Genomic DNA, 22,895 nt, shown 5'->3' on the forward strand with positions numbered 1-22,895 from the left:
AGCCGATGGCGTACGACCTGATCACCATGGGACGGATCGGGGTGGACCTGTATCCACTCCAGACCGGCGTCCCATTGCCGCAGGTGACGAGCTTCGGCAAGTTCCTCGGCGGCTCGGCCAGCAACGTCGCGGTGGCCGCGGCCCGCCTCGGCCGCCGTACCGCGGTCATCACCCGCACCGGCGACGACCCCTTCGGCACCTATCTGCACGAGGCCCTCCAGGGCTTCGGCGTCGACGACCGCTGGGTCACCCCGGTCCCGGGCCTGCCCACCCCGGTCACCTTCTGCGAGATCTTCCCGCCGGACGACTTCCCGCTGTACTTCTACCGGCTGCCCAAGGCCCCCGACCTGGAGATCGACGCCCACGAGCTGGACCTCGACGCCGTCCGGGACGCCCGTATCTTCTGGGTCACCGGGACCGGCCTGAGCGAGGAGCCCAGCCGCACGGCGACGCTCGCGGCCCTCGCCCACCGCGCCAAGGCCGGTACGACGGTCTTCGACCTCGACTGGCGCCCCATGTTCTGGAAGGACCCGGATTCGGCCCGCCCCTTCTACGCCGAGGCCCTGCGCCACACCACCGTCGCCGTCGGCAACCTCGACGAGGTCGAGGTCGCGACCGGCGTCCGTGAACCGCAGGCCGCCGCGCAGGCGCTCCTTGACGCCGGTGTCGAACTCGCGGTCGTCAAGCAGGGCCCCAAGGGCGTCCTCGCCGTCAACAGCAAGGGCGAGTCGGCCGAGGTGCCACCCCTTCCGGTGAACGTCCTCAACGGCCTCGGCGCCGGCGACGCCTTCGGCGGCTCCCTCTGCAACGGCCTCCTGGAGGGCTGGGACCTGGAGACGATCATGCGACACGCCAACGCGGCCGGCGCGATCGTCGCCTCCCGCCTGGAGTGCTCTTCCGCGATGCCCACGCCGGACGAGATCGAAGGCGCCCTCAAGGCCGGAGCGGTGCTGTGAGGGCGGGCCGGGTCCACGGGGCCGCGGACGACGAGACGGGCGGCACGGGCTGCCTGGGCATGACCGTGACGCCCCGGACGCCGAAGAGCGTGGACGTGGGCGAGCTGGTGCGGCTGCGCGCCCAGCGGCCCGAGGCGATCGCCGAGGCCGCCGCCCGCCGCACCCGCAGGCCCCTCCTCGGCGACTCCGGGCGGCTGATGATCGTCGCCGCCGACCACCCCGCCCGCGGCGCGCTCGGCGTCGGCGACCGCAAGTTCGCCATGGCCAACCGCGCCGACCTGCTCGAACGGCTCTGCCTGGCCCTGTCCCGCCCCGGCGTCGACGGCGTCCTCGCGACCGCCGACATCCTCGACGACCTGCTGCTGCTCGGCGCCCTCGACGGCAAGGTCGTCATGGGCTCCATGAACCGCGGCGGCCTCCAGGGCGCCAGCTTCGAACTCGACGACCGCTTCACCGGCCACCGCGCCGAGGACATCGAGCGGCTCGGCTTCGACGCGGGCAAGCTGCTCCTGCGCATCGACTACGACGACCCGGGCTCCCTCACCACCCTGGAGTCCACCGCCCGCGCCATCGACGACATGGCCGCGCGCGGACTCCCCCTGTTCGTCGAGCCGTTCATCAGCCGCCGCACCGACGAGGGCAAGCTCAAGAACGACCTCTCCGCCGAGGCGGTCACCAAGTCCATCGCCATCGCCAGCGGGTTGGGCGGCACCTCCGCCTACACCTGGCTGAAGCTCCCCGTCACCGAGAATCCCGACGACATGGCCGAGGTCATGGAGACGTCCACGCTGCCCGCCGTGCTGCTCGGCGGCGAGGTCGGCGACGACCAGGACGGCGCGTACGAGAAGTGGCGCGGCGCCCTCCAACTCCCCACCGTGCGCGGCCTGGTGGTCGGACGTTCGCTGCTGTACCCGGCGGACGGCGATGTGACCGCCGCCGTGGACACCGCCGTAGGACTGCTGTGAGGGCCGCATGAGCAGTACGGAGCTGTACATTCCGCGAGGCACCACCGCCGGCGCGAACTACGTGCTCGACATCGACCCCAAGCGGGCCGGCTGGGAGTACTGCAGTCTGCGGATCGTCGAGCTGGCGCCGGACGGCACCCACACCTTCACCACCGGTGACAGTGAGTGGATCGTGCTTCCGCTGGAAGGCGGATGTACCGTGCGAATGGCGGATGAACGGTTCCAACTCCTGGGCAGGGAAAGCGTGTTCGCGTCGGCCACCGACTTCGCGTACGCACCCCGGGACGCCCAGGTCCAGATCGCCTCCGGCGCGGGAGGCCGCTTCGCCCTGGCAGGAGCGAAGTGCGAGCGACGACTCCCCGCCCGCTACGGCCCCGCGCCGGAGGTCCCCGTCGAAGAGCGCGGCAGCGGCACCCAGTTGCGGCACGTCCGCAACTTCGCCTCCGCCGACGCCTTCGACTGCGACAAGCTCATCGCCGTCGAGGTCGTCACGCCCGGCGGCAACTGGTCCTCGTACCCGCCGCACAAGCACGACGAGCACCGGCCGGGCGTGGAAGCCGAGTTGGAGGAGATCTACTACTTCGAGGTCGACGGCCCGAACGGTTTCGGCTATCAGCGCGTATCTCCCTCCCGTGAGGGCGGATCCGACGTCCTCGCCGAGGTCCGCTCCGGCGACGCCGTCCTCGTCCCCGACGGATGGCACGGCCCGTCCATCGCCCAGCCCGGCCACGACATGTACTACCTGAACGTCATGGCGGGACCGGGTGAGACGCGGGAGTGGCGGATCTGCTTCCACCCGGACCACACGGAGGGTTACCGATGACGACCTCGACGACGAGGCTCACGGTCGCGCAGGCGCTCGTCCGCTTCCTGTCCGCGCAGTACACCGAACGCGACGGCGTACGGCGGCGGTTGATCGGCGCCACCTGGGGCATCTTCGGCCACGGCAACGTCGCCGGGATCGGCCAGGCGCTCATCGAGTACGCGGACGACATGCCGTACCACCAGGGCCGCAACGAACAGTCCATGGTCCACGCCGCGGTCGGCTACGCGCGTCAGTCGGGCCGCCTCTCCACCCACGCGGTGACGACCTCGATCGGCCCCGGCGCCACGAACCTCGTGACCGGCGCCGCCCTCGCCACCATCAACCACCTCCCGGTCCTGCTCCTCCCCGGCGACGTCTTCGCCACCCGCCCCGCCGACCCGGTCCTCCAGCAGCTCGAAGTCCCGTACGCCGGCGATGTGTCGGTCAACGACAGCCTGCGCCCGGTGTCCAGGTACTTCGACCGCATCAACCGCCCCGAGCAGCTGATCCCTTCGGCCCTCCAGGCCATGCGGGTGCTGACCGACCCGGTCGAGACGGGCGCCGTAACCCTGGCCCTTCCGCAGGACGTTCAGGCCGAGGCCCACGACTGGCCGGACGAGTTCTTCGCCGAGCGCACCTGGGTGGTACGACGTCCCGGTGCCGATCCGACCGAACTCGCCGAGGCCGTGCGGGCGATCAGGTCGGCCCGCCGGCCGCTCGTCGTCGCGGGCGGCGGCGTGCACCACAGCCGGGCCGAGGAAGCGCTCGCCGAGTTCGCGGAGACCACCGGCATACCGGTCGCCTCCACCCAGGCCGGCAAGGGCTCCCTGCGCCACGACCACCCCCAGGACGTCGGCGGGATCGGTCACACCGGCACCGCGACCGCGAACGAACTCGCCCGCACCGCCGACCTGGTGATCGGCGTCGGCACCCGCTACACCGACTTCACGACCGCCTCCGGCACCCTCTTCAGCGCCGACGGCGTCCGCTTCCTCAACCTCAACATCGCGCCTTTCGACGGACACAAGCTGGCCGGCCTGCCGCTGATCGCGGACGCGCGCAGCGGCCTCGCCGAGCTGACGCAGGCGCTGGAGATCCACGAGCACCGGGTCGGCGCCTCCTACGTCTCCGAGTACACCGAGGACAAGGAGCGCTGGGAGCAGCGCGTCGACGCCTGCTTCGAGGCCGACGAGCCGGACGTACGCCCGACCCAGCCGCAGGTGCTGGGCGCGCTGGACGCCCTGGTCGACGAGTCGGACATCGTCATCAACGCGGCCGGCTCCCTCCCCGGCGACCTGCACAAACTGTGGCGGGCGCGCTCGCGGGACCAGTACCACCTGGAGTACGGCTACTCCTGCATGGGCTACGAGATCCCGGCCGCGATCGGCGTGAAGCTGGCCGCCCCCGACCGGAACGTCTGGGCGCTGGTCGGCGACGGCACGTATCTGATGATGCCGACGGAGATCGTGACGGCCGTGCAGGAGGGCGTGGCGATCAAGGTCCTGCTGATCCAGAACCACGGGTACGCGTCCATCGGCGGCCTGTCCGAGTCGGTCGGCGGCGAGCGCTTCGGCACCGCCTACCGCTACCAGTCGGACGACGGCACGTACACCGGCCGTCCGCTGCCCGTGGATCTCGCCGCCAACGCGGCCAGCCTGGGCATGCGCGTGCTGCGCGCGAAGACCGTGTCGGACCTGCGCGAGGCGCTCGCAGAGGCCCGCGCGGCCGACACTCCCACATGTGTCTACGTCGAGACCGAAACCGCAGACACAGTGTCGGGCGCGCCTCCGGCGCAGGCCTGGTGGGATGTACCTGTGGCCGAGACCGCGACCCGACCGTCGGCGGTCAAGGCACGAGAGCTGTACGAACGGCACGTCTCTACCCGACGCCGCCATCTGTAAAAGGAGTAACTGGGCATGACGAAGATCGTCAACCACTGGATCGGCGGCAAGACCGTCGAAGGCGCGTCGGGGAACTACGGGCCGGTCACCGACCCGGCGACCGGCGCGGTCACCACCAAGGTCGCGTTCGCGACGGTCGACGAGGTGGACGCGGCTGTGGCCGCGGCCAAGGACGCGTTCGCGACCTGGGGCACCTCGTCCCTGGCCAAGCGGACCTCGATCCTCTTCAAGTTCCGGGCGCTGCTTGAGGCGAACCGGGACGCGATCGCCGAGCTGATCACCGCCGAGCACGGCAAGGTGCACTCCGACGCGCTGGGCGAGGTCGCGCGCGGCCTGGAGATCGTGGACCTGGCCTGCGGGATCACCGTGCAGCTGAAGGGCGAGCTGTCCACCGAGGTGGCCAGCCGCGTGGACGTCTCGTCCATCCGCCAGCCGCTGGGTGTGGTCGCGGGCATCACGCCGTTCAACTTCCCGGCGATGGTCCCGATGTGGATGTTCCCGATCGCCATCGCGACCGGCAACACCTTCGTCCTCAAGCCGTCCGAGAAGGACCCGTCGGCCTCCATCAAGCTCGCCGAGCTGCTCGCCGAGGCCGGTCTGCCGGACGGCGTCTTCAACGTCGTACACGGTGACAAGGTGGCCGTCGACCGCCTCCTGGAGCACCCGGACGTCAAGGCCGTCTCCTTCGTCGGCTCGACCCCGATCGCCCGCTACATCCACACCACCGCCTCCGCGAACCACAAGCGCGTCCAGGCCCTGGGCGGCGCCAAGAACCACATGCTGGTCCTGCCGGACGCCGACCTGGACGCCGCCGCCGACGCGGCCGTATCGGCCGCCTATGGCTCGGCGGGCGAGCGCTGCATGGCCATCTCCGCGGTCGTCGCGGTCGGCTCCATCGGCGACCAGCTGGTGGACAAGATCCGCGAGCGCGCCGAGAAGATCAAGATCGGCCCCGGCAACGACCCGACCTCCGAGATGGGCCCGCTCATCACGAAGGTCCACCGCGACAAGGTCGCCTCCTACGTGGAGGGCGCGGCGGCCGAGGGCGCCGAGGTGGTCCTGGACGGCACCGGCTACACGGTGGAGGGCTTCGAGGACGGCCACTGGATCGGCATCTCGCTGCTCGACAAGGTGCCGACGTCGGCCAAGGCCTACCAGGACGAGATCTTCGGCCCGGTGCTGTGCGTGCTCCGCGTGGACACGTACGAGGAGGGCGTGGCGCTGATCAACGGCTCCCCGTTCGGCAACGGCACCGCGATCTTCACCCGGGACGGCGGCGCGGCCCGCCGCTTCCAGCTGGAGATCGAGGCCGGCATGGTCGGCGTGAACGTGCCGATCCCGGTCCCGGTCGGCTACCACTCCTTCGGTGGCTGGAAGGACTCCCTCTTCGGCGACCACCACATCTACGGCAACGACGGCACGCACTTCTACACCCGCGGCAAGGTCGTCACCACCCGCTGGCCCGACCCCGCCGACGCCCCCACCGGCGTCGACCTCGGGTTCCCGCGCAACCACTGAGGGTGACCTGAAAAACCCCTCGGGGCCGTCCGTATTCCGGACGGCCCCATTTTTTTGTGCCCGCCCGCTACGGTTCCCGCACGCCCGAAAGGTGCCCGGTATGGGGCCTTGACGCGACGTTAACGCGTGCCGAGGCAGTCTTGAACCACGAATTCCGTAGGTAAACAGCCATTGACGCGTCGGTTTTCGTCGGGGTTCCATGCTCCCGCCGGGAGCGGACGAAGAGAACGAGAAACGCGATCCGCCGGAGGCGATAGCGCTCCCGAACCCACCCTCAGTCACACCAGTCGATCGGAATCCGCCGCATGACCGACACGCTCCGTCCTGCCGACACCGCCGTCGCGGACGCCGCGCCCGACAGCCCCAAGACGCTCAAGCGCTCCATCGGGGTGGTCGGCGGCACTCTCCTCACGCTCTCCTGTGTCACCCCGGCCTCCACGCTCTTCGTGGTCGTCCCGGACCTGTTCGGCTCGCTCGGCACCGCCACCGCCCTGACGATCGCCATCGGCTCCCTCCTCTGCATCGCCGTGGCGTTCTGCTACTCGGAGCTGGGCACCCTCATCCCCAGCGCGGGCGGCGAGTACGCGATGGTCTCGACGATGGCCGGACGGCTCGCGGGCTGGCTGGTCTTCGTCCTCTCCCTCCTGGTCGTCATGATCGTCCCGCCGGTGATCGCCATGGGCACGGCGGACTACCTCGCCCCGGTCGTGCACCTCGACCCGTCGGTCGCGGGCGCCGGGGTGATGATCCTGGCGACCCTCGCGGGCCTGCTCGACCTGCGCGCCAACGCCTGGATCACCGGCATCTTCCTGGTCCTGGAGGTCGTCGCGGCGGGCGTGGTGGCCGTCCTGGGCTTCGCCCACAGCGAGCGCGGCCTCGGCAGCCTCACCTCGATGCAGGTGGCGGGCGCCGACGGCCACACGGACACCGTCACCGCCATGCTGGTCGTCTCCGGCCTCGCGATCGCCCTCTTCGTCACCCAGGGCTTCTCGACCGCGGTCTACCTCTCCGAGGAGCTGGAGCACCCGCGCCGCAACGTCGCCCGCACGGTCCTGGCCACCCTCGCGATCTCCACGGTGATCATCCTGGTCCCGGTGGTCGCCATCACCATGGGCGCCTCGGACCTGTCCGCCCTCACCGGCGGCGACATCAGCTCCATGGTCACCGCCTGGTCCAACTCCGCGGTCGGCACCTTCGTCAGCCTCTGCGTGGCCCTCGCGATCATCAACGCGGGCATCGTCATGGTCATCCAGAACTCCCGCGTCCTGTTCGCCTCGGCCCGCGACAAGGCCTGGCCGCAGCCGGTCAACGACGTCTTCTCGAAGCTCGGCCGCTTCGGCTCCCCCTGGGTCGCCACCCTCGCGGTGGGCATCCCCGGCGCCCTGCTCTGCTTCGTGAACCTGGACACCCTGTACGGCGTCACGGGCGTCTCGGTGACGGGCATGTACCTCCTGGTCGCGGTGGCCGCCCTGCTCTCCCGCCGGGGCCACCACAAGCACACCCCGGCCTGGCGCATGCCCCTGTGGCCCGCGATGCCGGTCCTCCTGATCGCGGTCCTGGCGTACATCCTCAGCCAGCAGGAGACGACCTACCTCCTGTGGACGGGCGGCATCACAGCGGTCGCGACCCTGTACTGGGCGCTGTACCTCCGCCCGCGAAGGGAAACCCGCTGGCTCGTCTCGATCCCGGAAGACCAGCTCACCTAAGGGGCGCGGGGCTGTATCGATTTGCGGCTCCGCCGCGCGGGCGCGATCAACCACGACGATCCCGCAGTCGGCGACCATCGGCACGCCCCGAGCTCGTAGCCGTACACCAACCGCGGTACTGGGAGGCAAACCCGTACTCCCGGGGGAGGGCGCCCCGTTCACCCCGCAGTCTCCTCCGGCTGTCAGAGACACCCCGTACCGTTGATGCATGGATCTTCGACTGCCCGGTCTGCGAGGGCTGCTGCGGAGGCCCCGGAGGCTGCTGGCCGCCGGGGCCGCCGTCGTCGTACTCGCCGGCGCCGGCACTTGGACGGCGGTCGCCTCGGACGACAAGGCCCCCGTGCACCGCACCGACCGCGTCATGGCGATCGACGGTGTCCACATCGACACCTCGTACTTCACGTCGTCCGGGACCAGCGGGCGCAGGCCCGCCGTCCTCCTCGCGCACGGCTTCGGCGGCAGCAAGGACGACGTCCGTGCGCAGGCCGAGGACCTGGCCAGAGACGGATACGCCGTCCTCACCTGGTCCGCCCGCGGCTTCGGCCGCTCCACCGGGAAGATCGGCCTGAACGACCCGAAGGGCGAGGTCGCCGACGTCTCCAAGCTCATCGACTGGCTGGCCGAGCAGCCCCAGGTCCAGCTCGACAAGCCCGGCGACCCGCGCGTGGGCGTCGCCGGCGCCTCGTACGGCGGCGCGATCTCCCTCCTCGCGGCCGGGTACGACCACCGCGTGGACGCCATCGCCCCGGCGATCACGTACTGGAACCTCGCGGACGCCCTCTTCCCGGACGGCGTGTTCAAGAAGCTGTGGGCCGGCATCTTCATCAACTCCGGCGGCGGCTGCGACAAGTTCGAACCGCAGCTGTGCCGGATGTACGAGCGCGTCGCCGAGTCCGGCAAGCCGGACGCGCAGGCACGCCAGATCCTGACGTCCCGCTCCCCGTCGGCCGTCGGCGACCGCATCAAGGTGCCCACGCTCCTGATCCAGGGCCAGACCGACTCCCTCTTCCCGCTCGGCCAGGCCGACGCGGCGGCGAAGGCGATCCGCGCGAACGGCGCCCCCGTCGACGTCGACTGGATCGCGGGCGGCCATGACGGCGGCGACATGGAGACGAGCCGCGTCCAGTCGCGCGTGCGGTCCTGGTTCGACCGCTACCTCAAGGACGACAAGGCCGCCGACACCGGCCCGGCCTTCCGCGTCACCCGCACCGGAGGCGTCGACTCCACCGACGGCGCGGCCCAGCTGCGCGGCGCGAGCGACGACACCTACCCGGGCCTGGAGAGCGGCGAGAAGTCCTTCGCCCTGACCGGCCGCGAGCAGAGCTTCGCCAACCCGGCAGGCGCCAGCCCGCCCGCGGTCTCCGCCCTGCCGGGGCTGGGCGGCGGCGGCCTCGCCCAACTCTCCTCCCTCGGCGTCGGCGTCTCGCTGGACTTCCCCGGCCAGTACGCCCAATTCGAATCGGCCCCCCTCACCCGCGGCCTGCGCATCACCGGCTCCCCGACGGTCACCGTCCACGTCAAGTCCACGACCGACGACGCCGTGCTCTTCGCCAAGGTGTACGACGTCGGTTCCGGCTCCACGACCCCCGTCCTGCCCTCCCAACTCGTCGCCCCCATCCGGGTCGAGGGCGCGAAGGCGGGCAAGGACGTCACCATCACCCTCCCGGCCATCGACCACGAGGTCGAGCAGGGCCACCGCCTGCGCCTGGTCCTCGCCTCCACCGACCTCGGCTACGCCTCCCCGGCCACCCCCGCGACGTACACGGTCACTCTCAAGGGCGACCTGAGGGTCCCGACGGCCCCGGGCGTGACGACGGCAGCCGCCCCCCTCCCCTCCTGGGTGTGGTGGCTCCCCCTGGCCGGCGCACTGATCGCCCTGACCCTCCTCGCGACAAGCCGCCGCCGCACGACCACAGCACCACCCCCGGACCCCGCCCTGACCGAAGTCCCCCTCCAGATCACGGACTTGAGCAAGCGGTACGCGAAGTCGGCGGACCGTTACGCGGTCCGGGACCTCTCCTTCCGCGTGGAGAAGGGCCAGGTCCTCGGCCTGCTGGGCCCGAACGGCGCAGGCAAGACGACCACGCTCCGCATGCTGATGGGCCTGATCAAACCGGACGACGGCGAGATCCGCGTCTTCGGCCACGCGATCCGCCCCGGCGCCCCGGTGCTGTCCAGGGTCGGCGCGTTCGTCGAGGGCGCGGGCTTCCTCCCGCACCTCTCCGGCCGCGAGAACCTGGAGCTGTACTGGCAGGCCACGGGCCGCCCGCCGGAGGACGCCCACATGGAGGAGGCCCTGGAGATCGCGGGCCTCGGCGACGCACTGGCCCGCGCGGTCCGCACGTACTCCCAGGGCATGCGCCAACGCCTGGCCATCGCCCAGGCCATGCTCGGCCTCCCCGACCTCCTCATCCTCGACGAACCCACCAACGGCCTGGACCCGCCCCAGATCCGCGAGATGCGCGAGGTGATGATCCGCTACGCGGCAGCCGGCCGCACGGTCATCGTCTCCAGCCACCTCCTGGCCGAGGTGGAACAGTCCTGCACGCACCTGGTGGTGATGGACCGGGGCCGCCTGGTCCAGGCGGGCAAGGTAAGCGAAATCATCGGCGCGGGCGACACGCTCCTCGTAGGCCTGGCGACCGACATCCCGGACCCGATGGTGGACAAGGTGGCGGCTCTGGCGGGCGTCGAGTCGGCGGTAAGGACCGACGGCGGCTTGTTGGTACGCCTGACGGCAACACCCCTCAGGGGCGCGGGGCTGCATACATCAGCGGCTCCGCCGCGGGGCGCGACCAGCCACGAATCACCCGCAGACGGCAATGGACATGTCGCCGCACCCCCGATCCCCGGCACAACCACCGCCGCCCAACTCCTCGTAGAACTCGTCCGCCTAGAAGTCCCCGTCGCCTCCCTCACCCCCCACCGCCGCCTAGAAGACGCCTTCCTCACCCTGATCGGAGGCTCAGCATGACCACGATCGCCCAGCGCACGGAAACCGCCTCCGGCTACAAGCCGACCCACACCCTCCCCCTCCGCGTGGAGCTGGTCCGGCAACTGAAACGCCGCCGCACCCTGGTGATGGCCGGAATCCTCACCGCCCTCCCGTTCATCCTCCTGATCGCCTTCGCGATCGGCGGCACCCCGAACGGCCGCAACAACACCGTCACCCTGATGGACACGGCCACCGCCTCCGGCGCCAACTTCGCCGCCGTCAACCTCTTCGTGTCGGCCGGCTTCCTCCTGGTCATCCCGGTCGCCCTGTTCTGCGGAGACACCGTCGCCTCGGAGGCCGGCTGGTCCTCCCTGCGCTACCTCCTCGCCGCCCCCGTCCCGCGCGCCCGCCTCCTGTGGTCCAAGCTCGTGGTCGGACTCGGCCTAAGCCTGGCCGCGATGATCCTGCTGCCGCTGGTCGCGCTAGCCGTAGGCACGGCGGCCTACGGCTGGGGCCCCCTCCAGATCCCCACCGGCGGCTCCCTGGACACCGGCACCGCCACCCAGCGCCTGCTGATCGTCGTGGCGTACATCTTCGTGTCCCAACTGGTCACCGCGGGCCTGGCGTTCTGGCTGTCGACCAAGACCGACGCCCCGCTCGGCGCGGTCGGCGGCGCGGTCGGCCTCACCATCGTCGGCAACGTCCTGGACGCCGTGACCGCCCTCGGCCACTGGCGCGACTTCCTGCCCGCGCACTGGCAGTTCGCGTGGGCGGACGCCGTCCAGCCCCATGCGGAGTGGTCCGGCATGATCCAGGGCACGGCGATTTCCATAACGTACGCACTCGTGCTGTTCGCCCTGGCCTTCCGCGGTTTCGCCCGCAAGGACATCGTTTCCTAGATCGACAGACCTGCTCGCCCAGGTCAACGGAAGGTCTCCCACCGGTCTCGACCGACCATGATCGTGGCCGGTTCGAGATCCATCCGCAACGCTCCGTCACGCACGTTCCGCCCCCTCGCGCCGTCACAGTCACAGACGGCGACGTCCGTCGACCGACGTCAATCGACAAAGGGGGCACGGAAGATGGACCAGCGCGACCGAACACCGAAACCGGGCACACCGCTCCGCCACCGAAGCTGCCGCAGCCGCCGGAGGCTCGGCGCCGCCCTCCTCGCCCTCACGGCGACGGGCGCCCTGCTCCTGACGGCGTGCAGCGCGAGCGACAGCAACGGCAGCAGCTCCGCGGACCGTTCGAAACGGACCGGCGGCCTCCCGGCGCCGGGTCCGGCCGAGACCTCGGCCGACGGACAGCGCAGCATCACCGGCGACGAGAGCCGCTCGCCCTCGGCCGACTACCTCTCCACCTTCGCCCTCGACGTCGACACCGCCTCCTACGGCTACGCCCGCCGCGCCCTGTACGACGGCCGGCTGCCCGACCCGTCGACGGTCCGACCCGAGGAGTTCGTCAACAGCTTCCGCCAGGACTACGAGCGCCCCGACGGCAACGGCTTCACGGTCACCGTCGACGGCGCCCGCACCGACAAGAACAGCTGGTCCCTGATCCGCGTCGGACTGGCCACCCGCGCCGCCGAGTCCGACGAGGACCGCCCGCCCGCGGCCCTCACCTTCGTCGTCGACGTCTCCGGCTCCATGGGCGAACCCGGCCGCCTCGACCTCGCCAAGAAGTCCCTCGACACCATGACGGACAAGCTCCGCGACGACGACTCGGTCGCCCTGGTCACCTTCAGCGACGAGGCGAAAACCGTCCTGCCGATGACCCGCCTCGACGGCCACCGCGGCAGGATCCACGACGCCATCGACGAACTGGAGACCCAGGACTCCACCAACCTCGGCGCGGGCGTCGACAAGGGATACGCCACCGCCGCCGAAGGACTGCGCGAGGGTGCCACCAACCGGGTCGTGCTCATCTCCGACGCCCTCGCCAACACCGGCGACACGGACGCCGACTCGATCCTCGAACGCATCTCGCGTGAACGCCGAGACCACGGCATCACCCTGTTCGGCGTGGGCGTCGGCAGCGACTACGGCGACGCCCTGATGGAACGCCTCGCCGACAAGGGCGACGGCCACACCGCGTACGTGTCGAACGACGCCGACGCCCGCAAGGTCTTCGTCGACCAGCTCCCGCAGAACATCGACCTCACCGCCCGCGACGCCAAGGCCCAGGTCGCCTTCGACCCCGAGACGGTCGCCGAGTTCCACCTCGTCGGCTACGAGGACCGCAAGGTCGCCGACGACGACTTCCGCGACGACAACGTCGACGGCGGCGAGGTCGGCCCCGGCCACACCGTCACCGCCCTCTACGCCGTGCGCACCCGGCCCGGCGCCGACGGCCACCTCGCCACGGCGAGCGTCCGCTGGCTCGACCCCGACAGCCGCGCCCCGCACGAGGAGTCCGGCCAGCTGGAGACCGGCGACCTCCACGACGACGTCTGGAGCGCCTCCACCCGCTTCCAAGTCACGGCCGTGGCCGCCTACTTCGCCGACACCCTGCGCACCCGCGACTCCGAGGCCGACGACGTGGGCTCCCTTCCCGGCAACCCCGGCCTCGACGAACTCGGCGAACGAGCCCACGCGTTGGCGAAGAAGACCGAGGACAAGGACGTGGACGACCTCGCCGAGGCCATCGACGAGGCGAGCCTCATGAAATGAGCCGTTCCCCATTGACGATTCCTTACTTGCGAGTAAGTTGGCCTGCCAGTCAGAGCCGACTGGGAGCCGCAATGGGCGTACGCAAGGATCTGAAACGGGCGAAACAGCGCGCGGACCTGGCCGCCCGCACCCGGGTCGAGGTCGTCAGGGACGAGCACGGCGTGGTGCGCGAGGCCCGCACCGCGCCGCTGGCTCCCCGACCGACCACCGGCAGCACGGCCGACCTCCCGTACACGAACGCCGCCGAGGCACCGGACGCGGTGGTGCTGCGCCGTAAGCAGCAAGGCATCTGGCAGCCTGTCACGGCGGCGGTCTTCGCCCGCGAAGTCACCGCCGTGGCCAAGGGGTTGATCGCCTCCGGCCTCGAACCGGGCGGCCGGGTCGCCGTGATGTCCCGCACCCGCTACGAGTGGACGGTCCTCGACTTCGCGATCTGGGCGGCCGGCGGCCAGACCGTCCCGGTCTACGCCACCTCCTCCGCCGACCAGGTCGAGTGGATCGTCCGCGACTCGGGCGCCCGTTACGTCGTCACCGAGACCGCCGAGAACGCGGACACGGTGACCACCGCCACCGCCCGCCACGAAACCCCGCCCCGCGTCTGGCAGTTGACTGAGACATCAGCCGCTACCGCGGCGGGCGGCGCCCTGACCCGCCTCGCCACCGTCGGCCTCGACGTCCCGGACGAGGAGGTCACCAAGCGCCGTACCGCGCTCACCCCCGACACGATCGCGACCATCTGCTACACCTCCGGCACCACCGGAAAACCGAAGGGCTGCGTCCTCACCCACGCCAATCTGCACGCCGAGGCCGCCAACACGGTCGAGCTGCTCCACCCCATCTTCAAGGAGGTCACCCGCCAGACGGCCTCGACCCTCCTGTTCCTCCCGCTCGCCCACATCCTCGGCCGCACCTTGCAGATCGCCTGTCTGATGGCCCGTATCGAGATCGGCCACTGCCCGAGCATCAAGCCCGACGAACTCCGGCCCGCCCTCAAGGAGTTCCGCCCCACCTTCCTGGTCGGCGTCCCGTACCTCTTCGAGAAGATCCACGACACCGGCCGGGCGACCGCCGAGAAGATCGGCCGCGGCGCCTCCTTCGACCGCGCGGACCGCATCGGCGTCCGCTTCGGCGAGGCGTACCTGAACAGGTTCCTGGGCACCGGCAAGGGCCCGGGACCCGGCCTCTACGCCGCCTGGGCCCTGTACGACCTGCTGGTCTACCGCCGGGTCCGCAAGGAGCTCGGCGGCCGTATGCGCTACGCGATCAGCGGCGGCTCCCCGCTCGACCGCAACCTCAACCTGTTCTTCTACGCGGCGGGGATCATCGTCTACGAGGGCTACGGCCTGACGGAGACGAGCGCGGCCGCCACCATCGTCCCGCCCCTGAAACCCCGCCCGGGCACCGTCGGCCAGCCGGTCCCCGGCACGGCGGTCCGGATCGCCGACGACGGCGAGGTGCTGATCAGGGGCGGCATCGTCTTCGGCGCGTACTGGAACAACCCGGCCGCCACCGACGCCGTACTCCAGGACGAGTGGTTCGCCACCGGCGACCTCGGCGCCCTCGACGAGGACGGCTACCTCACCATCACCGGCCGCAAGAAGGACATCCTCGTCACCTCCGGCGGCAAGAACGTCTCCCCGGCCGTCCTGGAGGACCGGATGCGCAGCCGCTCACCGGTCGGCCAGTGCCTGGTCGTCGGCGACAACCGCCCCTTCGTGGCCGCCGTGATCACCCTCGACCCCGAGGCGGTCGCCCACTGGCTGTCGGTGCGCAAGCTGCCGGCCGACACCCCGATGTCCGTGGTGGTACGGGACCTGCGCATCCGCGCCGAGGTGCAGAAGGCCGTGGACTACGCCAACGAGGCCGTCTCGCGCGCCGAGTCGATCCGCGCGTTCGCCCTGGTCGAGGGTGAGTTCAACGAGGAGAACGGGCTGCTGACCCCGTCCCTGAAGGTCAAGCGGCACGCGGTGTACGCGCTGTACGCGGACGAGATCGAGGCGCTCTACAAGAAGTAGGCGAGGCGCTCTTCGAGAAGTGGCGGGCACACGGAAAAGCGGGCCGCCGATGTGCTCGGCGGCCCGCTTTCGCGGTGCTTGTGAGGTCAGCTGCCCTGGGCGCCGTTGCCCGACAGGACCGGGATGTTGTCCAGGATGTGCGACAGCGGCTCGTCGCCCTTGGCCTGGGTGGAGTTCTCGGTGCACTGCTGGTTCTGCGGGGCCGACAGGATCGGCACGTCCTGGACGGCCGTGATCGGGATCGCGCCGACGACGGAGCCGACGTTGACCTTGGCCGGCAGGCCGATGCAGGGCTTGTTCAGGGTGCCCTGGACGAGCGAGAGCTGGGGGCTCATGTCGCCGTGGGTGGCCTGGTTGCCGTACTTCTGGACGGCGCCGTTGCCGTTGGTGGTGGTGACGCCGTCGTCGTTGCCGATGGCCAGGGCCGGGGCGGCGGTGGCGCCGACGACGGAGGCAGCGACGGCCGCGGCGGCCAGCAGCTTCTTCATGTTTCGTTCCCTTTCGGAGAGCGGACCCCGTTGCAGAGCCGCGTTTTGATCAACCGACGACGGCCGGTTTGGTTGCGCTGTTTGCCCCGTTCGGCCTATCGCGTACTAAAAAGTGACGGTGTTAAAGACGGGACGACGATTCCCGCGTGAAGAAGGGCATGCGAACGGGCCGCCGAGAACTCGGCGGCCCGCTGTGCGCATGGGGAGGTCAGCTGTCCTTGGCGCCGTTGCCCGACAGGACCGGGATGTTGTCCAGGATGTGCGACAGCGGCTCGTCGCCCTTGGCCTGGGTGGAGTTCTCGACACACTGCTGGTTCTGCGGGGCCGACAGGATCGGCACGTCCTGGACGGCCGTGATCGGGATGAGACCCACGACGGAGCCGACGTTGCCCTTGACCGGCAGGCCGATGCAGGGCTTGTTCAGCGAGCCCTGGACGAGCGCCATCTGCGGGCTCATGTTGCCGTACGTGGCCTGGTTGCCGTAGATCTGCTCGGAGCCGTTGCCGTTCGTGGTGGTGACACCGCCATCGTTGCCGATCGCGAGCGCCGGAGCGGCGGTGGCGGCCGAGACACCGGCGACGGAAGCGGCGATCGCCGCAGCAGCCATAACCTTCTTGATCACTTGCATGGTCCCTTCTGGAGTAACCCCGTCCACCGGAGCGACCTGCACAACTGCCACCGGCCCGCATGGTTGCTCCCCTTCACTCCAATGGCTCAGGAAAATCCGGACGGGTGAAGTCGCGGAACCAATCCTGGCGACCTCGGTTGAGGTGGGAGCAGGAATGTGTGTCTCCGTCAGGAAAGGACCCGGAGAAATGCTCAAGAAGGCAATGGCTGCAGCGGCGATCGCGGCCTCCGTCGTAGGTGTCTCGGCGACGGCCGCCCCCCAGGCGCTGGCCATTGGCAACGACGACGGCGTGACCACCACCAACGGCAACGGCTCCGCGCAGGTGTACGGCAACGGCGAGACCAAGGGCGACATGAGCCCGCAGGCCTCGCTGGTCCAGGGCACGGCGAACAAGCTCTGCCTCGGCGCCCCGGTCAAGGCCAACGTCGGCTCGGTCGTGGGCCTCCTGGTGCCGGTCACCGCAGTTCAGGACGTGCCGATCCTGTCGGCCCCGCAGAACCAGCAGTGCGCCGAGAACTCGACCCAGGCCAAGGGCGACGAGCCGCTGTCGCACATCCTGGACAACATCCCGGTCCTGTCGGGGAACGGCGCGAAGGACAGCTGACGGCGGGTCGGCCGACCTTTCGTCAAGAGCCGCCCGGGCGGCCCGCCTTACTCTTTCGGGCGGGCCGCCCGGTCCGTTTTCCTGATTTTCTCTACTCCCTCAGAGAAGCGTTTCTGCTCCTTGCGGGTCAAACTGGCAATTCAACACGGGGCGTTCGAGTGAATTATCCCGCGGCTCACGTTCCGTAGTTTCTTCGGCTGTCTATCCCTCGTTTTGCAGCCTGCAGGTCATGCAGTAGGGCGTGACCGCTGAGAAGGGATAGTTCATGAAGAAGACCGCCGCTGTCGTCGCGGGCATGATCATGGCCCTCGGCGTGGCCGCCCCGGCTTTCGCCGACGCCGACGCCCACGGTGCCGCTGTCGGCTCGCCCGGCGTCCTCTCGGGCAACCTGATCCAGGTCCCCGTCCACGTTCCGATCAACGTGTGCGGCAACTCGATCAACGTGATCGGCGCGCTGAACCCGGCGTTCGGCAACGTGTGCGTCAACGACTGACGACGTAGCACCCGAACACTCACGCACCAGCCGCCCGGCTGTGTCACGGCCGGCCTTGGACGTCTTGTCTCCGTTCCAAGGCCGGCTTTTCCCACTTCTTCAAGCAGGAAGACCACGAGATTGCGACAGACCCTGAGCAGGGGAATGGTCGCGGCCGCCGCCGCGACGAGCATCCTGTCCCTGTACGGCGGCAGCCCCGCACTCGCCGACACGCACGCGGGCGGGGCCACCAAGGACTCGCCGGGCGTCCTGTCCGGCAACAACGTCGCGGTACCCGTCGACGTCCCGGTCAACGCCTGCGGCGACTCGGTCGACGTGGTCGCCGCCCTCAACCCGACGTTCGGCAACTCCTGTGCGCACGACTCGGGTTCGGGCAAGCACCGCAGCCACGAGATGTCGTACGAAGACCACGGCTACGGCGATGACGACGACTCGGACGACACCGGGTACGGCGGCCACGGCGGCTATGGCGACCACGGCTATGGCGACCACGGCTACGGCGACCACGGAGGCGGAGGCGGCGGCTACGGCGACCACACCCCGCCCGGTGGCGGCCACACGCCCCCTGGTGGCGATCACACGCCTCCTGGTGGCGACCACACCCCGCCCGGCGGTGATCACACGCCCCCCGGTGGAGACCACACGCCTCCTGGAGGTGACCACACTCCTCCCGGCGGTGACCACACGCCCCCTGGCGGCGATCACACGCCTCCTGGAGGTGACCACACTCCTCCCGGCGGTGACCACACGCCCCCTGGTGGTGACCACACTCCTCCCGGCGGCGAAAGCACGCCTCCCGGTGGCGGTCACTCGACGCCTCCCGGTGGTGGCCAGAGCACACCCCCCGGTGGCGGTCACTCGACGCCCCCCGGCGGCGGTCACAGCACACCCCCCGGCGGGGGCCAGAGCACGCCTCCCGGTGGTGGCCAGAGCACGCCCCCGCAGTTGCCCCACACCGGCGGTGACGGTGGGGCACTGCTCGCCGCGTCTGGTGCCAGTGCCGCGATGATCGGGGCCGGGGCCGTGCTGTACCGGCGAGGGCGGCGGGCCTCGGCTCACCGCTGACGCGCCGGGTTGTGCGACGGGTGCCGGACGGCTTCGTGTCCGGCACCCGCGCCCGTTCTACGGGGTGCCGCCCCGCATCGGGACGGGCGCCGCCCCCGCCGTGAGACCGCCCGTGGACTGACGCCCGATCAGACTCCCGCGCGGCGCCGACCGCAGATGCCGTCGCACGCCCCGCACCAGCGCCCCCGCGGTATAGGTCGCCCCGTGCACGAAGCGCATCGCCGGTCCGTAGCCGGCGGCCGTGAGCAGGCCCGCCATGAAGAGTCCGGGGTACGTCGACTCGAAGTCCCGTCCGACCTCCGGTGAACCGTCCGCCACCGTGCCCAGCGCGGCGCGCAGGTCGGTGGAGAGCAGATCCAGGCGGTCGCAGGACGCCGTGAACCCCGTTGCCGCGATGACGTGTTCGGTCTCCAGGGAGCGGACGCGGCGGCGAGACGTCTCCGCGCGGCCCGTCAACTCCACTCGTACCCCTCCCGGCACCGCACGCGCCGCCGTCACCTCGTGGCCGAGGAGCACCTCGACGGCCGGTTCCACCCGGTCCCGCACCCACCACGCGCCCGCCGGGCCGAGTGCGGTCGCGGCGATGCGGGCGCGGGTCGGCTCGGGCAGGCGGCGGAAGAGGCCCGGGCGCTCCGAGTAGAACCAGTTGCGCCAGCCGGGGCCCAGGCCGCTGTGCGGGGAGCGGGCCGACTGCCACCAGGGGCGCTTCCAGGGCGGCGGCACGTCGTTCCAGACGAGGCGGTCGGCGCGGGCCAACACCCTTACGCGCGTGCCCTGTTCGGCGAGCAGCGCCGCCGTCTCCAGGGCCGCCTGGCCGCCGCCGATCACCGTGACGTCCTTGCCGCGGAAGCGGTCGAGGTCGCTGTGGTGGCTGCTGTGCGAGACCAGGCCCGGGCCCAGGCCGCGCAGGGCGGACGGGATCTCGACGAACGGCATCACCCCCACCGCCAGCGCGACCGCACGGCCGTACAGCACCTGGCCGTCCTCGGTGACCGCCTCGAAGCCGCCGGGGCAGGGCGCCACCCGGGTCACCGTGCGCTCGTCGATCACCGGGACGGCGTGGTGGGCGAACCACAGCCCGTACTCGGCGAACATCTCCACCGGGATCGGCTCACCGTGCCGGGCGGTCACGCCCTGACCCGCGCAGTAGACCTCGAGGCGCAGCCGGCCGTCCGGGTCCGAGAGGTTGGAGGCCCAGGGCTCCGACTTCAGGAACATGCCGCGGGGCATGTGGTCGCGCCAGGACGCCATGGGCCGCCCGAAGACGCGCAGCCGCAGCCCGGCGGCCGCGGCGTGGGACGCGATGGACAGGCCGTACGGGCCCGCGCCCACCACCAGCAGGTCGTACATCAGCAACTGCTCGCTTTCTCGTCGTCGGACAGGTCGGTGAGGGAGGGGGCAGGGGAGGCGGGGGGCGCGACGGGGGCCGCCTGGTGGACCACGTGCGGGAGGGCCGGGGCGCCGGCGGCCGGGCGCGGGGCGCGCAGTCGGTCCACCAGGCGCCGGGAGACGTGCCGGGCCCACAGCGTCCACAGGGCGCGGCCGGGGGCGCGGTCGTCGGGGGCGTACCAGGCGAGCTCGCGGCCCGCGGGGGAGGGGCGCAGTGCGGCCAGGGGCGCGTAGTTCTCCACGACGAACTCGCGGCCGGGCAGCGGCGCCGGCTCCGGCAGCGGACGGTGGGTCAGATCCAGGTGCTGCGCCCGTACGACGTCCAGATCGGAGCCGTCGGCGAAGAGGCGGAACTGGGCGCCGGGGCGCGGGTTGAAGTCGAGGAGGTGGTAGCGGCCGGAGCTGCCGCAGCGGCGGAAGTCGAGGTCGAGGATGCCGCGGTAGCCCAGCTCGGTGGTGAGGCGCTCGGCGAGGGCCGTGACCCGGGGGTTGGCCGTCCAGCGGCCCATCGCCGTCAGCCCGGCCCCGCGTGGCCAGGACCGCAGCTTGACGCCGGGGCCGCCGCCGCGGACGGCGCCCGCGCGGTCGACGTAACCGTGGAAGAACCAGTCGCGCTCGGGGCCCGGTGGCAGGAACGCCTGCAGCAGCAGCCGGCTGCCCGCCTCCTCGGTGCGCCGGTACAGCTCCCGTGCCTCCTGCGCCGAGCGGACCACGACCGTGCTGCGCAGACCGGTGCCGGTCGGCACCAGCCAGGGGCGGCTCCACTTCGCCACCACCGGCAGGCCGAGGCGCCAGGCGGCGCTCGCGGCCTGGGCGGGGCTGTCCGGGACCAGCGTCGGCGGGTGCGGGACGTCCAGGGCCGCGCACAGGTCGGCCAGTTCCGCCTTGTCGGCGACGTGCTCGGGCAGCGCGACCGGCATCTCGGGCAGCAGATAGGCGGGGGCGAGTTCCTCGCGCAGCCGGCCCACCGCGACGGCGCTCGCGTCGTCCATCGGGATCAGCACCGCGGGACGCGAGATCCGGGCGGCCACCCGGCGCAGACAGACGGCGATTTCGTGCGCGGATGAACCGGGTGGCGGCGGGGGATGCATCTGACGTACAAATCGGGACCGGGAAACGGGACTTCCCGTGGAATCGGCGACCACATGCACATCGACCCCCGCTCTGCCGAGCGAGCGCACGGCGCCGAGCGTGCCGTGGTGAAAGGGATTCCGGTCGATCCGCAGCAGAACGGCGGGGACACGGATGTCAAACAGCGACACGGTCATCAATTTCTTCTCACTCGTTGGCCGTAACGGCGGTGGCGTAATTCCTGTTCATATGACTGAGTGTCAGTAACCGCATTTCAGAAAGGAGCGGGCATGGAACGGAAGAAACGACGTCCCCGGTCCCGTCGGCTGGCCGTCGTCGCGGCGACCGTCGCCGCGTCCGCCGTACTGGCCTCGGGCACGGGATCCGCCGCGGGGGTGGTGCGGGTCGCCGACCCGCCCGCTCCGACGCCGACCGTCCCCGCACCGGCCGCCGCCACGACCCCGGCCCCAACGCCCCCGACAGTCCCCACGCCGCCGACTCCCGTGCCGCCCAAGCAGGACACGCCCGCCTTCGGGGCCTTCCTCAACTCCGACGGGCGGGGCGTGGCCAGCATGCCCGCGCTGAGCGCCTGGCTGGGCGGTGCCGAGCTGCGCGTCGGGCACACCTATCTGCCCGGCAACAGCTGGACCGACATCGAGGGGCCCCCGGGCATCCTCAACGTGTGGGCGGACTGGCGCACCGAGAAGGCCGACCGGATGCTCGTCCTCAACGTGCCGATGCTGGACCGCAACGAGGACGGGGTCTCCGACTTGCGGGTGCGGTCGCTGCTGCGGGAGGGCGCGGCCGGCGCGTTCGATCACCACTTCAAGGCCCTGGCCGAGCGGCTGGTGGAGCTGAAGGTGCCGGACACGGTGATCGTGCTCGGCTGGGAGATGAACGGCATCACGTACACCTCTCGCTGCGGCCCCGACCCGGAGGCCTGGAAGAAGTACTGGAACAGGATCGTCACCACCATGCGTTCGGTGCCGGGCCAGAAATTCCGGTTCGACTTCACGCCGACCCGCGGCCGGGACGCCGTTCCCTGGACGCAGTGCTATCCGGGTGACGACACGGTCGACATCATCGGCATGGATTCGTACGACCAGCCGACCGGGCTGACGTTCGACCAGCAGGTGAAAGAGCCCTACGGACTTCAGGAACACGTGGATTTCGCCAAGACCCACGGCAAGCCCATTTCCTATCCCGAATGGGGACTCTTCCGCAACGGTGACAACGCGGAATACATGAAGCGGATGCTCGCCTGGATGGACGAGCACAAACCGCTCTACAACACGCTGACCGACTACTGCCCGCACGGTGTCTGGCAGTGCGGGGCCAACCCGAAGTCGTCCGCGGTCTACCGCGCGTTCCTCTCCGGCCGCACCGACGACCCGACGCCGACCCCGACCCCGGTACCGACCAAGCCGACGCCCACTCCCACGCCCGTCCCGACCCCGACGCCGGTGCACCCGGGCAACTGCTCGCCGCTGGACCTCGGCGACTGGGTCGAGTACTGGCTCGGCGGGAAGCTGTGCATGCGCCTCGACTGGTGGTCGCGCATCCGGTGAGCCCGGCGCGGGGGGGGGGGGGGGGGGCGCCGGCGCCGGCCCCCCCCCCCCCCCCCCCCCCCCCCCCCCCCCCGGAGCCCCCCCCCCCCCCCCCGGCGCCCCCCCCCCCCCCCCGG

The 22,895-nt window shown here is 71.0% G+C and carries 18 protein-coding genes; 14 read left to right on the forward strand and 4 right to left on the reverse strand.

Features of this window, described 5'->3' with window-relative positions:
* Window positions 1-5 precede the first annotated feature (5 nt).
* The 10 genes from iolC to ABZ848_RS28930 all read left to right on the forward strand — a co-directional run bounded on the left by iolC (window position 6) and on the right by ABZ848_RS28930 (window position 15,473).
* Window positions 6-956 carry a 5-dehydro-2-deoxygluconokinase gene (gene iolC, locus ABZ848_RS28885; RefSeq protein WP_360836557.1) on the forward strand — a complete coding sequence of 317 codons (951 nt, stop codon included), beginning with the start codon at window positions 6-8 and terminating at the stop codon, window positions 954-956.
* A gap of 59 nt (window positions 957-1,015) precedes the next feature.
* Complete coding sequence (locus tag ABZ848_RS28890) at window positions 1,016-1,921, forward strand: deoxyribose-phosphate aldolase (protein WP_360836598.1); 906 nt, start codon at window positions 1,016-1,018, stop codon at window positions 1,919-1,921.
* 7 nt (window positions 1,922-1,928) lie between these two features.
* Window positions 1,929-2,744, forward strand: a complete 816-nt coding sequence (gene iolB / locus ABZ848_RS28895; protein WP_360836559.1) for a 5-deoxy-glucuronate isomerase — start codon at window positions 1,929-1,931, stop codon at window positions 2,742-2,744.
* Window positions 2,741-4,627, forward strand: a complete 1,887-nt coding sequence (iolD, locus tag ABZ848_RS28900) for a 3D-(3,5/4)-trihydroxycyclohexane-1,2-dione acylhydrolase (decyclizing) (RefSeq protein WP_360836561.1) — start codon at window positions 2,741-2,743, stop codon at window positions 4,625-4,627. The genes iolB and iolD overlap by 4 nt, the downstream gene beginning before the upstream one ends.
* 15 nt (window positions 4,628-4,642) lie before the next feature.
* Window positions 4,643-6,145 (forward strand): CoA-acylating methylmalonate-semialdehyde dehydrogenase, encoded by a 1,503-nt coding sequence (mmsA, locus tag ABZ848_RS28905; protein ID WP_360836563.1) that lies wholly within the window; start codon window positions 4,643-4,645, stop codon window positions 6,143-6,145.
* Between the two features lie 305 nt (window positions 6,146-6,450).
* Entirely contained in the window at window positions 6,451-7,851 is a 1,401-nt protein-coding gene (locus ABZ848_RS28910) for an APC family permease (protein ID WP_360836565.1), read from the forward strand.
* Between the two features lie 208 nt (window positions 7,852-8,059).
* Entirely contained in the window at window positions 8,060-10,825 is a 2,766-nt protein-coding gene (locus ABZ848_RS28915) for an alpha/beta fold hydrolase (RefSeq protein WP_360836566.1), read from the forward strand.
* Complete coding sequence (locus ABZ848_RS28920) at window positions 10,822-11,685, forward strand: ABC transporter permease (RefSeq protein WP_360836568.1); 864 nt, start codon at window positions 10,822-10,824, stop codon at window positions 11,683-11,685. The genes ABZ848_RS28915 and ABZ848_RS28920 overlap by 4 nt, the downstream gene beginning before the upstream one ends.
* A gap of 183 nt (window positions 11,686-11,868) precedes the next feature.
* Complete coding sequence (locus ABZ848_RS28925) at window positions 11,869-13,458, forward strand: von Willebrand factor type A domain-containing protein (RefSeq protein WP_360836570.1); 1,590 nt, start codon at window positions 11,869-11,871, stop codon at window positions 13,456-13,458.
* 71 nt (window positions 13,459-13,529) lie between these two features.
* Window positions 13,530-15,473: an AMP-binding protein gene (locus tag ABZ848_RS28930; protein WP_360836572.1), complete on the forward strand. Its 1,944-nt coding sequence runs from the start codon at window positions 13,530-13,532 to the stop codon at window positions 15,471-15,473.
* An 86-nt stretch (window positions 15,474-15,559) separates the two neighbouring features.
* On the opposite strand, the gene ABZ848_RS28935 is transcribed toward ABZ848_RS28930, so the two are convergent.
* The gene (locus ABZ848_RS28935; RefSeq protein ID WP_360836573.1) at window positions 15,560-15,961 is read right to left on the reverse strand and encodes a rodlin; all 402 of its coding nucleotides are present in this window, start codon (window positions 15,959-15,961) and stop codon (window positions 15,560-15,562) included.
* 208 nt (window positions 15,962-16,169) lie between these two features.
* Complete coding sequence (locus ABZ848_RS28940) at window positions 16,170-16,583, reverse strand: rodlin (protein WP_360836574.1); 414 nt, start codon at window positions 16,581-16,583, stop codon at window positions 16,170-16,172.
* Window positions 16,584-16,776: 193 nt separating this feature from the next.
* On the opposite strand from ABZ848_RS28940, the gene ABZ848_RS28945 reads away from it, so the two are divergent.
* The 3 genes from ABZ848_RS28945 to ABZ848_RS28955 all read left to right on the forward strand — a co-directional run bounded on the left by ABZ848_RS28945 (window position 16,777) and on the right by ABZ848_RS28955 (window position 18,751).
* Window positions 16,777-17,193, forward strand: coding sequence for a rodlin (locus ABZ848_RS28945; RefSeq protein WP_360836575.1), 417 nt, complete (start codon window positions 16,777-16,779; stop codon window positions 17,191-17,193).
* Window positions 17,194-17,458: 265 nt separating this feature from the next.
* Window positions 17,459-17,686, forward strand: coding sequence for a chaplin ChpD (chpD, locus tag ABZ848_RS28950; RefSeq protein WP_360836577.1), 228 nt, complete (start codon window positions 17,459-17,461; stop codon window positions 17,684-17,686).
* A gap of 120 nt (window positions 17,687-17,806) precedes the next feature.
* Window positions 17,807-18,751 carry a chaplin family protein gene (locus ABZ848_RS28955; RefSeq protein WP_360836579.1) on the forward strand — a complete coding sequence of 315 codons (945 nt, stop codon included), beginning with the start codon at window positions 17,807-17,809 and terminating at the stop codon, window positions 18,749-18,751.
* Between the two features lie 57 nt (window positions 18,752-18,808).
* Here the strand turns inward: ABZ848_RS28955 and ABZ848_RS28960 are convergent, their stop codons facing one another.
* Together ABZ848_RS28960 and ABZ848_RS28965 are read right to left on the reverse strand one after the other, a co-directional pair.
* Entirely contained in the window at window positions 18,809-20,101 is a 1,293-nt protein-coding gene (locus tag ABZ848_RS28960; RefSeq protein WP_360836581.1) for an NAD(P)-binding domain-containing protein, read from the reverse strand.
* Window positions 20,101-21,402: an ATP-grasp domain-containing protein gene (locus tag ABZ848_RS28965; protein WP_360836599.1), complete on the reverse strand. Its 1,302-nt coding sequence runs from the start codon at window positions 21,400-21,402 to the stop codon at window positions 20,101-20,103. The genes ABZ848_RS28960 and ABZ848_RS28965 overlap by 1 nt, the downstream gene beginning before the upstream one ends.
* A gap of 99 nt (window positions 21,403-21,501) precedes the next feature.
* On the opposite strand from ABZ848_RS28965, the gene ABZ848_RS28970 reads away from it, so the two are divergent.
* Window positions 21,502-22,779, forward strand: coding sequence for a glycosyl hydrolase (locus ABZ848_RS28970; protein ID WP_360836583.1), 1,278 nt, complete (start codon window positions 21,502-21,504; stop codon window positions 22,777-22,779).
* Window positions 22,780-22,895 lie beyond the last annotated feature (116 nt).

Source organism: Streptomyces sp. NPDC047081 (assembly GCF_040643775.1).
Taxonomy (GTDB): Bacteria; Actinomycetota; Actinomycetes; order Streptomycetales; family Streptomycetaceae; genus Streptomyces.